At 70.7% G+C, this 12,330-nt stretch carries 11 protein-coding genes; 2 read left to right on the top strand and 9 right to left on the bottom strand.

Going from position 1 to position 12,330, the window contains the following annotated elements; all coding sequences use genetic code 11:
* Positions 1–292: 292 nt before the first annotated feature.
* The gene (locus ACIRDU_RS19120) at positions 293–2,374 is read right to left on the bottom strand and encodes a SpoIIE family protein phosphatase (protein ID WP_403580902.1); all 2,082 of its coding nucleotides are present in this window, start codon (positions 2,372–2,374) and stop codon (positions 293–295) included.
* Positions 2,375–2,710: 336 nt separating this feature from the next.
* On the opposite strand from ACIRDU_RS19120, the gene ACIRDU_RS19115 reads away from it, so the two are divergent.
* Both ACIRDU_RS19115 and ACIRDU_RS19110 read left to right on the top strand, forming a co-directional pair.
* Entirely contained in the window at positions 2,711–3,814 is a 1,104-nt protein-coding gene (locus ACIRDU_RS19115) for a nitrous oxide reductase family maturation protein NosD (protein ID WP_403580899.1), read from the top strand.
* Positions 3,815–3,903: 89 nt separating this feature from the next.
* Positions 3,904–4,932 (top strand): methyltransferase, encoded by a 1,029-nt coding sequence (locus ACIRDU_RS19110; protein ID WP_403580895.1) that lies wholly within the window; start codon positions 3,904–3,906, stop codon positions 4,930–4,932.
* Between the two features lie 67 nt (positions 4,933–4,999).
* On the opposite strand, the gene ACIRDU_RS19105 is transcribed toward ACIRDU_RS19110, so the two are convergent.
* The 8 genes from ACIRDU_RS19105 to ACIRDU_RS19070 form a co-directional block, all read right to left on the bottom strand.
* Positions 5,000–5,332 (bottom strand): TcmI family type II polyketide cyclase, encoded by a 333-nt coding sequence (locus ACIRDU_RS19105; protein ID WP_403580892.1) that lies wholly within the window; start codon positions 5,330–5,332, stop codon positions 5,000–5,002.
* Positions 5,333–5,352: 20 nt separating this feature from the next.
* On the bottom strand, positions 5,353–5,832 hold the full coding sequence (locus tag ACIRDU_RS19100) for an SRPBCC family protein (protein WP_403580890.1): 480 nt from the start codon (positions 5,830–5,832) through the stop codon (positions 5,353–5,355).
* Position 5,833: 1 nt separating this feature from the next.
* Positions 5,834–6,088 (bottom strand): acyl carrier protein, encoded by a 255-nt coding sequence (locus ACIRDU_RS19095; RefSeq protein WP_403580888.1) that lies wholly within the window; start codon positions 6,086–6,088, stop codon positions 5,834–5,836.
* A gap of 34 nt (positions 6,089–6,122) precedes the next feature.
* Positions 6,123–7,373, bottom strand: coding sequence for a beta-ketoacyl synthase N-terminal-like domain-containing protein (locus ACIRDU_RS19090; RefSeq protein ID WP_403580885.1), 1,251 nt, complete (start codon positions 7,371–7,373; stop codon positions 6,123–6,125).
* On the bottom strand, positions 7,370–8,638 hold the full coding sequence (locus ACIRDU_RS19085; protein WP_403580883.1) for a beta-ketoacyl-[acyl-carrier-protein] synthase family protein: 1,269 nt from the start codon (positions 8,636–8,638) through the stop codon (positions 7,370–7,372). The genes ACIRDU_RS19090 and ACIRDU_RS19085 overlap by 4 nt, the downstream gene beginning before the upstream one ends.
* Positions 8,635–9,048 carry a cupin domain-containing protein gene (locus ACIRDU_RS19080; RefSeq protein WP_403580880.1) on the bottom strand — a complete coding sequence of 138 codons (414 nt, stop codon included), beginning with the start codon at positions 9,046–9,048 and terminating at the stop codon, positions 8,635–8,637. The genes ACIRDU_RS19085 and ACIRDU_RS19080 overlap by 4 nt, the downstream gene beginning before the upstream one ends.
* A gap of 99 nt (positions 9,049–9,147) precedes the next feature.
* Positions 9,148–10,305: a SchA/CurD-like domain-containing protein gene (locus tag ACIRDU_RS19075; protein ID WP_403580878.1), complete on the bottom strand. Its 1,158-nt coding sequence runs from the start codon at positions 10,303–10,305 to the stop codon at positions 9,148–9,150.
* A 326-nt stretch (positions 10,306–10,631) separates the two neighbouring features.
* On the bottom strand, positions 10,632–12,290 hold the full coding sequence (locus ACIRDU_RS19070; protein ID WP_403580875.1) for an FAD-dependent oxidoreductase: 1,659 nt from the start codon (positions 12,288–12,290) through the stop codon (positions 10,632–10,634).
* Between the last annotated feature and the right edge of the window lie 40 nt (positions 12,291–12,330).

Genomic DNA, 12,330 nt, shown 5'->3' with positions numbered 1-12,330 from the left:
TTCCAGGAGCGCGGTTGCGCGACGGAGAGGGCGTGACTGAAGCGTTCTGCCACGGCAAGGTTTGTGAGGAAAACGCTCCCGGGCCATTCGCTGCCGGTCATCGGACCTCGCCGCCTCGTCGTCTTCCTGCTCACCACCACCGGGCCCGGCCCAGCCGCATGATCGGATGCCGAGCTCACCCAGGCGGCTGCCGGTCCGGCCGGATCCCGCCGAGCGGTGACGGACACGACGCGCTGCTCGATGGGACACGGCTGTGCCCCCTGCGCGAATGCGCCCGGGGCTCATCCCTCACTCAGAGCGTCGTCAGGGGCTCCGCCCGGGCGATGAGCAGCGCGACGTCGTCATGGTCGGCGGGACTCCGGAGCTGCTGGAGCAGCCGGTCGCAAGTCTCCTCCGCCGAGCGGTACGGCGGTGACAGCAGGCGCAGGAGGGCGTCCAGACGCTTGTCGATGGGGTCGTCGCGGGTCTCTACCAGTCCGTCGGTGTACAGGACGAGTTGATCGCCGGGGTTCATCTCGAGCTCGGAGGTCTCGAAGAAGCCACCGCCCACTCCCAGCGGGGTGCCGGTGGGCAGGTCGAGCAGCTCCGGTGGTCTGCCGGCCCGCACCAGAACCGGGGGCAGATGTCCGGCGCAGGCCACTTGCAAGCGCCGGTGCTGTGGGTCGTAGACCGCGTAAACGCAGGTGGCGAGGTAGGGGTCCAGGCCCTGTGTGATCTTGTCGAGGTGAGTGAGGATCCGGCTCGGGGCGAGGTCGAGGTCGGCGAGGGTGGAGGTGGCGGTACGCAGCCGGCCCATGGCGGTGGCGGCGGGGATACCGCTGCCCATGACGTCGCCCACTGCCAGGGCGGTTCGGTCACCGTTGAGGGGGATGATGTCGTACCAGTCGCCGCCGACCTCGCTGAAGGCCTGCGCGGGCCGGTACCGGGCAGCGATCTCCAGGCCGGGGCGGCGAGGCGAGGGCTGGGGCAGCAGGCTGCGTTGCAGGGTTTCGGCGGCGCTGCGAATGTGCTGGTGGAGGACGGCGTTGTCGATGCTCAGCGCGGCGGACGAGGCCAGCTCGCAGGCGAGGGTGAGATCGTCCTCGTCGAAGGGCTGCGGGTTGCGGGCGCGGGCCAGGCCCATCACGCCGATGATCTGTCCGCGGGCGATGAGAGGGACGGCCATGTCGGTATGGACGCCGGCCTGGGCGAGCAGACCGGCGGCGGCGTCGTCGGCAGCGATACGGCTGAGCTCGCCGCTGTCCAAGTGGGTGATCAGCAGGGGCTTGCCGGTGCGGAGGCAGTGGGCTGCCGGATGGTCGGCGTGATAGGTGGTGAGATGGCCGGGCGCAATGATCGCCTGGGAGGCATCGGTGGGGTAGGCGGTCTTCACCGCCAGGGCGCGGAACAGCGCCGGGCCCCCTCCGACGTCCGGGCGGCCCTTCTGCAGGACGGAGTCCAGGATGTCCACGGCGACCATGTCGGCCAGGTCGGGCACCAGGACGTCCGCCAGCTCCTCGGCGGTCCGCTCCACCTCCAGGGTGGTTCCGATGCGAGCTGAGCCGTCGGCCATCAGGCGCAGGCGCTGCTGGGCCCGGTCGGCTGCCTTGGCGGCCCGGTACCGGTCGGTGACGTCGACCACCACGCTGGCGATCCCCAGCACGTGCCCGCTGTGGTCCTCCAGTCGGTAGAGCGACACGGCCCAGGCGTGGTCGTTGTCCGGGTCGGCGCGGGTACGGCCCACCACCTGCTGGTCCACCAGGGGCCGACCTGTCCGCAGGACCTCCCGCATCTGGTTCTCCGTGGTCGTGAAGGGCGCGCCGGGCAGGATCTCGCGGAAGGGGCGGCCCACGTGGTCGGCCTCGGGAACGCCGTGCATCGAGGCCATGGCCCCGTTGACGGCCACGTACCGCATCTCGGTGTCCATGACGGACAGCCCGATCGGCGCCTGGGTGACGAGCTGGCTGGACAGGGCCACCTTGCGCTCCACCTGCCGCACCGTGGCCCTGTCGGTGGCCAGCCCCAGCGCGTAGTGGTCTCCGAGGTTGTCCGTCAGCCGCATGTTGCGGAACTCGACCGTCCGGGTGCTGCCGTCCTTGTGCCGGACGGGAAACGATCCGGCCCAGCCCCGGCCGGTCTCCATCACCTCGGCGAACAGTGCGATCCCCGCCTCCCGGTGTTCCGGGTGGAGAAGCAGGGTGGCCGCGTACTGCCCGGCCGCTTCGTCACCGGTGTAGCCGAAGAGCTCCTCGGCCTGCGGACTCCACATGTCGATCCGGCCGTCGGCCTCCATCAGCACCGCGGCGACCCCCAGCAGTTCCATCAAGCCGCTGGGACCGGATTCCGCCTCCTCCAGATCACCCGCCTGCTCCGCATGCTGATCGGCTCGGCTCATCACATTCGCCCCTCAGGCCTGTCGATCTCTCCGGCGCACCCGCCTGCCTCGGCAGCCCCTACGGCAGTCCCCTTGCAGGTCAGCAGCCCGTTCAGCGGACAGCCCGGGCGACCAGTACAAGATCCACACCGTGCCCAGCTCCCTGGGTCAGTCGTCACCTCACGTCCACCCTTCCACACACCGACGGCCCATGACGGACGCCGTCGCTGCCCGCGCTCACCGTGGCCGGCCCGGCCTGACTCACCCGGTGGTGAGTCGCGGCGGCTGGGTGGGAGCCACGCCGCCGGATGGCCCATCCCACTGGTTCATGACCTTTGTGCCCATAACCTGCCAAATATGAAGAAAGCCAATATCGCACATCTGGCATGCATGGCGGCGCTGCTCGGCACGGGCCTCGGCGCCGCTCCGCCGACCGCCGCCCACAGGGTCCATCTGGTGAAACCCGGGGAATCGATCCAGAAGGCGGTGGACAGCGCCCGGCCGGGCGACACCGTCTTGCTGGAGTCCGGCACCCACCGCGAGAGCGTCAACGTGACCACGCCCGGGCTCACCCTGCTCGGCATGGGCCGCGGCACGGTGCTCGAGCCGGCGGCGGGCACGGGCACCGCAACCACCGCCCCGGGCGCCGGATCGGGCGCCGTCAAGGCCGCCAACAGCTGCGCCGCGGCCGGTAACGGCATCTGCGTGGTGGGCACGAAGGACCGGAACGTCGACGGTGTCACCATCGCTTCCCTGACGGTGGCCGGTTTCGGCAAGACCGGCGTCTATGCCGATGAGGCCGACAGGCTGACCGTGCGGAACGTCACCGCGGTCAGGAACGGGGTGTGGGGCATCGCCACGGAGCGCTCGGTCCGCGGTGTGTTCCGCTACAACACCGCCCGGGACAACGGTGACGCGGGCCTGTTCCTCGCCAACACGGTGAAGGAGGAGCAGGGTGCCACGGACACCGAGGGAACCGTGGTGGAGCACAACCGGCTGGAGGGCAACCGGATCGGCGTCACCGTCCGCCGCCTGCGCAACCTGACGGTCGCGGGCAACCGCCTCACGGGCAACTGCGCGGCGGTTTTCGTCGTCGGCGACGAGAACAAGCCGAAGGCCGGCTTGGTGACCGTGCGCGAGAACCTCATCGAGCGCAACAACAAGTTCTGCCCGAAGACCGCGCGGCTGGACGCCCTGCAGGGATCCGGCATCGTCCTGACGGGCGCCGACGACAACCTGGTCATCCACAACGTGATCAGGGACAACGTCGGCAAGTCCCCGCTGTCGGGCGGCATCGTCGTGTTCAAGAGCCTCGTGGGCACGACCAGTGAGCGGAACCGGATCAGCGACAACCTGCTGAAGGGCAACTCGCCGGCAGACCTGGTCAACACGGAACCCGGTAAGGGCAACACGTTCCAGGGCAACTCCTGCCGGTCGTCCCAGCCCGCCGGCCTGTGCTGACCGTCCGCCGTTGCCCTGCCTGAACACAGGAAACCCACGAAGGTCCGGTGACCCTCGTGCTTCACGCGACACTAGAAGAAAGGCGGCACATGACGACCGCTCAGCCTGCCCCTCCGCCGTCCATGCGGCTGCGGGAACTCGCCTTCGGGGCGGCATGTGCCGCCGCCCTTCGCGCGGCCGCCCGGCTGGGCGTCGCCGACGCCCTCGGTGACGACCCCATGGCCGTGGAGGACATCGCGGCCGCGGTGAAGACCGAACCCCGCCCGTTGCGGCGGCTCCTGCGGGCCCTGTCCTGCTACGGCGTCTTCGCCGAACGCCCGGACGGGACGTTCGCGCACACCGATGTCTCCCGGCTGCTGCGCGAGGACGACCCCAACAGCCTGCGCGCCATCACGCTGTGGTGCACCGAGCCGTGGACCTGGGACGTCTGGCCGATGCTGGACGAGGCGGTGCGCACCGGCCGCAACGTGGTGGAGGACCTGTACGGCAAGGAGTTCTTCCCCTACCTCAACGAGGACGCCCCGGAGTCGGCCGACGTCTTCAACCGCGCCATGACGACCTCCAGCGTGCAGTCGGCGCGCGACGTCGCGGAATTCCTCGACCTCACGGGGAGCGCCTCGGTCGCGGACATCGGCGGCGGCCAAGGGCACGTGGTGGCGAGCCTGCTGGACAAGTACCCCGCGATGCACGGGACGCTGCTCGACCTTCCCCGGGTGGTGGAGAACGCCGTGCCGAGGCTGCGGGCGGGCGGCGACCTCGCGGACCGCGCGCAGGTGGTGCCCGGCGACGTCCGGACGGCCGTCCCGGTGAAGGCCGACGTCTACGTCATCAAGAACATCCTGGAGTGGGACGACGAGAGCACTGCCCGCACGCTGCGCAACGTCCGCGAGGCCGGCGGCCCCGGGACGCGGGTGGTGGTCATCGAGAACCTCGTCGACGACTCGCCCTCGATGCGGTTCAGCACCGCGATGGACCTGCTGCTGCTCCTCAACGTCGGCGGGGCGAAGCACACCACCCAGAGCATGGTGGACCGGCTGACGGAGGCGGGCCTGGTCATCGACGACATCAGCCCGGTCAACCCGTATCTGCACGCGTTCGACTGCCACGTCCCCGGCTGATCCGCGGACCACCGGTCGCCCGGCCCGCGGCGTCGCGGACCCGGCGACCGGTGACGGCCGACGGCGGTCAGCCGACCGGCTCGCGCTCCCAGAGGTAGAAGCGCTGCGCCATGGCGTCCTTCGGGGAACGCCAGGTCTGGGGGTCGTACGCGCTGACGTAGGCGGCCAGCCGCTTGCTGACGTCCTGGAACTCGGGATGCCCGGTGACCTCGGCGATGGCGGGCCCGGGCTCACGCTCGGACTCGATCAGGTGCATGTACACATCGCCGAACTGGAAAAGGCTGCGCCGGGTGACTCCGACGAGCCGCGGCAGCTCCCCGCGGTCGGACTCCTCGAAGACCTTGGCGATGTCGGGTGCCGATCCCGGGGCCATCCGGGCGACGATCAGAGCTTGGTGCATGGGGCTGTCCTCCGTCCGGCTCAGTCGGTCAGACCGCTGCTCGCACCGCGCTCAGCGGCGATCTTCTCGATGCGGTCGCGGATCAGGCTCAGCTGGATCGCGGAGTTCCGGTTGATGTTGTCCGTCATCCACGCGTCGTCGACCGGCGCCTCCGGCTTCATCGCGAAGTCCTGCGTCCAGACCATCCGGGTGCCGGCCGGTACCTCCTCGTACCGCCAGTGGATGTCCATGTGCGCGAAGGGCCCCGTCTCGACCCGGCGGGCCTTCACGGTGAGCGTGTCGCGGTCCGGTTCGCGCTCGGAGACCCAGCTCCACACGGTGCCGTTCTCGTCCGGGTGCATGGTCAGCCGGAAGGTCGTCTTGCGGCCCTCCCGGGAGAGGATCTCGACGGAGGCGTACTCGCTGAACAACCGCGGCCAGTTCTCGAGGTCGTTGGTCACCTCCCAGACCAGGTCCACAGGCGCCGCGATGGTGATCTCGTTCTGCGTGTGTCCGGTCATCTCACGCTCCTGTCATGAGGGCGCTGTTGACGAGGTCGAGGAACTGCCCGGGCGTCTTGGAGCGTTCGGCGTCGGGTGGCATCGGCGTGCCGTACCGGTTCTCCAGCTCGCCCACGATGCCCAGCAGGCCCAGCGAGTCGACGCCCAGGGCCTCGAAGACCGTTCCCTCGCGGCGGAGTTCCTCCGGGCTGACGGTGGCACCGGCGCACTTCTTCATGAGTTCGGCCAGCTCTTCCACAGTGATGCGGTCAGTCATGCCGTTCCTTTCTCTCCTGCTCCGCGACGCCTCACTACGAGGCGTCGGTGGCGCCGTGCCGCAGCACCAGCGCCGAGTTGGACCCCATGAGACCCCGGCTCAGAACGAGCGCCGTGCGTACCTCGGCGGCACGGGCCCGGCCGGTCACGAGGTCGAGGTCGTGGCAGATGTCGAAGACGTTGGGGGTGGGCGGGATCAGGCCGTGCTCCATCGAGAGCACCGCCGCCGCGGCGTCCGTCAGCGGCGCCGCGCAGTAGCCCCGGCCGATCCCGGTCTTCGGCGCGGTGACGGGCACACGGGTGCCATGGGCTCCGAACACGTCGGCGATGGCCAGGGCCTCCGCGCGGTCCGCCTCCGGAACGCCGAGGGCGTCGGCGAACACCACGTCGATCTCCTCGGGGGCGCAGTCGGCCTCCGCCAGGGCTCCCCGGACGGCCTGGGCCAGACCTTCCCTGGACTCCTCCCAACGGGAGGCTCCCGTGAAGGTCGCCGCATGCCCGGCCAGGTGGGCCCGCACGCGCGCGCCCCGCGCCCGGGCCCCGTCCGCCGCCTCCACCACGACCATGGCGCCACCCTCCGCGGGCACGAACCCGCAGGCCGCGGACGTGAACGGGCGGTAGGCGCGGGTCGGGTCGTCGGCCGTGCTGAGCTCCTGATAGCCGAGTTGGCAGACCACCGAGTACGGCGCGATCGGCGCCTCGGTCGCCCCGGCCACGATCACATCGGTGCCGCGCCGCACGGCCCGCGCCGCGTGGGCGAGGGCGTCCAGGCCGCCGGCCTCGTCGGCGGCGACGACCGAGCAGGGCCCCTTGAAACCGCGGCGGATGGAGATCTGGCCGGTGCTGGCGGCGTAGAACCAGGCGATGGACTGGTACGGGCCGACGAAGCGGCTGCCCTTGCCCCACAGTTGCTGGAGTTCGCGCTGTCCGAACTCGCCGCCGCCGGAACCGGCCGCGGTGACCACACCCACGGAGAACGGCGCGCCGTCGGTCTCGGGCCGGTGAAGCTGGGCGTCGTCGAGCGCGAGGTCGGCCGCGGCCATCGCGAAGTGCGTGAACCGGTCGGTCTGAACCAGGAGGCGCTCCTCGATCGCTGCCGACGGGTCGAAGTCGCGCACCAGGCCCGCCACCCGCAGTGGCAGATGTTCGCAGCCCTCTCGGGTCACCCGGTCCAGGACGCTGATGCCCTCCCTGGTGGACTTCCAGAAGGTCTCGGTGCCGGCTCCGTTGGGCGCGATCACACCGATTCCCGTGACGACCGCGCGCCGCGGACGGGGTTCGCTCATCGTGATTTCTCCCTCGGCCGGTTCATGACCACCGCGGACTGGAAGCCGCCGAAGCCGCTGCCCACCGAGAGCACGCCGGCGAGCTTGCGCTCGCGGGCGACGCGTGGGACGTAGTCCAGGTCGCACTCGGGATCGGGTGTCTCGTAGTTCGCGGTAGGCGGTACCACCTGGTGGGTCAGGGCCAGCACACAGGCGACGAGTTCGATGGCTCCGATCGCGCCCAGGGAGTGACCCACCATCGACTTGATGGAACTCATGGGGGTGTCGTAGGCGTGCGGGCCCAGCACCCGTTTGACCGCGGCGGTCTCATGGCGGTCGTTCTGCTTGGTGCCCGAGCCGTGCGCGTTGACGTAGTCGATCGCGGTCGGGTCGAGCCGTGCGTGGTCGAGGGCGTCCTCGATGGCGCGGGCCATTTCCAGACCCTCGCTGGTCAGGCCGGTCATGTGGTAGGCGTTGCCGAACGTGGCGTATCCGCCGAGCTCGCAGTACACGTGGGCGCCGCGGGCCCTGGCGTGCTCGAGCTCCTCCAGGACCAGTACGGCGCCACCCTCGCCCATGACGAATCCGTCGCGGTCGGCGTCGAAGGGACGCGAGGCGCGGGCCGGGTCGTCGTTGTTCGGGGAGGTTGCCTTGATGGCGTCGAAGCAGGCCATGGTGATCGGGGAGATCGGCGAGTCCGAGGCGCCGGCGATGCACACGTCGGCCCGGCCCTCCTGCACGGTGTGGAAGGCGTATCCGACCGCGTCCAGCCCGGAGGTGCAGCCCGTGGAGACGGTCTGCACCGGGCCACGCGCCCCGAACCGCTCCGCCACCGTCGAGGCGAGCGTGCTGGGCGTGAAGGCGCGGTGCAGGTCCGGGCCCGCCTCCCGGTGGTCCACATCCCAGCGCTGCCCGCCGTGGCTGACCAGGACGTAGTCGTTCTCCAGCCGGGTGGTGCCGCCGACCGCGGTGCCCAGCGAGACGCCGATGCGCCACGGATCCTCGGCGTCGAGGTCGAGACCGGCGTCCCGTACCGCTTCGTCCCCCGCGACCAGGGCGAACTGGATGTAGCGGTCGCATCGTTCCACCTCCCGCGCGTCCAGGCCGTGGGCGGCGGGGTCGAAGTCGCACTCGGCGGCGATCCGCGAACGCAGTCCGGACGGGTCGAAGAAGGTGATGGCCCGTGTCGCCGTACGCCCGGCTGCCAGGAGGTCCCAGAACGCCGGTATGCCTACGCCGCCGGGAGCGACGACGCCTATGCCGGTGACCGCCACGCGTCTCGTCATGACCGGACCTGACGTCGGTCGGCCGCCTCCGCCCCCACCGCTGCGGTCTCGGCGCCGGTTTCCTCGGTGTCGACGTGCCCCAGGGGCGGGCTCGGGGCCAGTGGGCCGAGGTGGAAGACCATCCGGGCCTCCACGTCTCCGACGTTGCGGAAGCGGTGGCGCATGTTGATGGGGATCAGCAGTCCCTGCTCGGGCTGGAGCGGGTGCGGCTCGCCGTCCAGGTCCACCTCCATCTGCCCGCACACCACGTACACGAACTCCTCGGAGTACGGGTGGTAGTGCTCACCGATCCGGTCACCGGGCTGGATGAGGGCCACTCCCATGAATCCGCTGGTAGAGCCCACCGTGGCTGGAGTGAGCATGGCGCGCAGGTCACCGCCTCGTCGGCGGTTGGGCTCGACCTCGCTCATGCTCACGATTCTGGGACGAGATGTGATCACGGGTTCCTCCGTTGATGTGCTGCATCCGATGTGGGAGAGCCAGGAAGGGCTCTCCCACGGGATGACGAATCAGGCGTCGGGCGCCCGGCGGTCGGTGACGAGATCCATGCGCGCCAGCTCGAGCAGGCGCGTGAAGCTGCCGTCCCTCGACGCGGACGCGTCCGTGCTCGCGGCGTCGTCCAGGAGCGTCGTCAGCTCGGCCACCTGCCCTGGTTCGGGCAGACCGAGAATCAGGACGGGGTCGGCGGCCTCGAGTTGGCCGCGCACGTCGATCAGCCGTACGACGACGTCGTCGCGCTGGAAGATCGTGCTGCGCAGGACCGGGCTGCGCGGGTCGTCCGCCGCCGCCTCGTCCTGACGGGCGAGGAGTTCGGCCAGCTCCATACCGCGCTCCGGCCGGGCCGGGTAGTACAGGGCGTGCCGCTCGGCTTGCGGGTGCTGCCGCTCCGCCGTCACATGGTGGACGGCCGGCAGCGCGGCCCTGGTGAAGAAGACCCGGGCGGACTCGGGGTCGTTGAGGTCCCGGTCCTGCTCCAGATGGGGGTTGATGGCCTCCTCGACAGCCCGCACCTCGGGCTGCCGGGCGACGTGGCGCAGTGCGGCCAGCAGGTCGCCCCGCACCTCGACGGCTCGCACCACCCGGTTGCCGTGCATGAACAGCGAGGTGCGGCACAGCCGGGTGGTGTCGTCGACCCGCGGATCCGGCGAGGCGTAGTCGGCGAGGATCTTGGCGACGATCTCCTCGCTGCCCGGCTTGACGGTGAAGGTGAGCGCGTGCCGGATCACACCGTCACCGATCCTGGGCGCCGCCTGGAGCCGGCGCTCCGCCTGATCGGTGCCCGTCGCCGGGCCTCCGGTCTCGCGGACGACGTGGAAGCGCAAGGAGCGGGTGTCGCGCACGCAGCTGTGCAGCGGCTGCACCATCCGCACATGCTCCTCGCTGTTGACCCAGGCGAGGAACGGCGGGGCGCTCTCCCACTCGCTGGTGATGAGCCACTGGGAGGGGTTCTCGATCGACTGGCACAGCTGGTCGCTCACATGCCCGGGGACGGACGCGACCTGGTTGCACAGCTGTTCGTAGGCTTCGAGGAACTCCTGCTGGGCCCCGTCGTGGACGTCGACCAGGAGGACGACTCGGAGCCGGGAACCGTCGAACACGGACTGGGAGACATGGTGCGACGCCTGTCGCGCCCGCGAGCCTGCAACCCGTTCGGAGGTGGTGGTCATCCTGCGCACATCTCCTTCGCGGAGGGGAAAGTGAACGTTTGGCCGCAGTAATGCGACGTCAGCGCTTCTCGATCCTGTGCCCGTCCCCCACATCGCGCGACTCGGATGTAGTACGTGAGTGACTGGGCGCGTGGCGGTCGCACGAGGAGAGCGACGGCGGCCGGGCCGTCCGCGCAGTCCTCGGCCTGCCCGACGCAGTCCCCCGCACGGGTGATGAGCGCGTCCGGGCCTCGGTGGGGTCGCCGTACACCCGCCGGCTGAGAAGCTCGGCCTGGTCGAAGCTCTCCGCCGTGCCGGCCCAGAAGCACTCCGAGGCTCGCGATGATTCAGGCGACTGCCAGCGCGGTCCTCAAGACCTGGCGCAGCACCGCCTCGGCATCCGCGTCCGGACCCGGCGACCGCCAGAGGACGAACCCGTCGGGCCGGACGAGTACGGCGCCCCCTGGGCCGGTGCCGTGGCGCTCCGCCCAGTCGACGGCGTCCTCCGGCACCAGGTCGGCCCCAGGTCCGGTGCCCACCCGGTACGACTCGAGCGGGAGGGACGAGTCGTCGGCGACGCGGATGGCGGCCTCGTGCCATGCGTTCGGCTCAGCGGCGTCACTGAGCAGCACGAGGGACCGCTCGTAGAGGTCGAGCGTCGAGATCCGTTCGTCACCGCGCAGCACCCACAGGTGAGGCGCCCTGGTGCCGGGTGCGCCGGTCAGGTCGAGGCCCTCCGGCACCACCGGGGCCGCGGGATCGGCGCCGACGACGGCGCCCTGCGGGTAGCGGTAGCCGAGGGCGACGTTCAGGATGCCTTGCCGGGGGCCACCGCTGCCCGCTCCGGGCGGCGGGGCGAATCCGGGATGGCTGTGCTCGGCAGACCGGGCCGCGGCCCGCGCGCTGGTGGCCTCGGCCACGGGACGGCGCTCGGCGTCGTAGGTGTCCAGCAATGACTCCCCCGCCCAGCCGTCGAGCACGGCGGCCAGCTTCCAGGCGAGGTTGTGCGCGTCCTGGATACCGGTGTTGGAACCGAAGGCCCCGGTGGGGGACATCTCGTGAGCCGAGTCACCGGCCAGGAACACACGTCCCGACCGATAGCTGCGGGCGACCCGCTGGGCGGCGTGCCAGGGGGCCTTGCCGGTGATCTCCACATCGAGGTCGGCGACCCCGACCGCCCGGCGGATGTGGTCGGCGCACCACTCGTCCGTGAACTCCTCCAGGGTCTGCCCGTGCTCGGGGTGCCAGGGGGCGTGGAAGACCCAGTTCTCGCGGTTGTCCACCGGCAGCAAGGCACCGTCGGCCTCCGGACTCGTCAGGTAGCAGACGATGAAGTGCCGGTCACCCACGACGTCGGCGAGACGGCGGGAGCGGAAGGTGAGGCTGACGTTGTGGAACAGGTCGCCGGGCCCGCTCTGGGCGATGCCCAGTCGCTCACGCACGGGACTGCGCGGGCCGTCCGCGGCGACGAGATAGTCGGCGCGGACGGTGGTGTGCTCACCGGTCTCGCGGCTCTTGACCACCGCGGTCACACCGGTGGGGTCGCTGTCGAACGACATCAGCTCGGTGGAGAAGCGCAGGTCTCCTCCGTATCTGCGGGCGTGGTCGAGCAGGACCGGCTCGAGGTCGTTCTGGCTGCACAGGCACCAGGCGCTGGGGCTGAAGCGGGCCAGTCCGCCGCCCGGGTCGATGTCTTTGAACAGCCATTCGCCGGCGTCGCCGACCAGGGTGGGAGCCTGGAGGATGCCGTGGTTGACGGCCAGGGTGGCGGCCGCTTCCTGGATCGCCTTCTCCACACCCGCCACCCGGAACAGTTCCATCGTGCGGACGTTGTTGCCGCGGCCTCGCGGGTGGATGGAGGTGCCCGCGTGACGCTCCACCAGCAGGTGCGGCACTCCCAGCCGTCCCAGGAACAGCGAGGTCGCGAGGCCGACCAGGGAGCCGCCCACGATGAGGACCGGGACGCTGATGGTGTGGGCGCCCGTCCGTCCGGCTCGTTCGTTCATCACTCTCGCCTCCAGCGCATCGATGCCGCCGACCCAGCCG

The organism is Streptomyces sp. NPDC093598, assembly GCF_044764825.1.
In the GTDB taxonomy this organism is placed as follows: Bacteria; Actinomycetota; Actinomycetes; order Streptomycetales; family Streptomycetaceae; genus Streptomyces.
The sequence above is the reverse complement of the archived record's forward strand: the minus strand, read 5'-3'. Positions and strand labels throughout refer to the sequence as shown.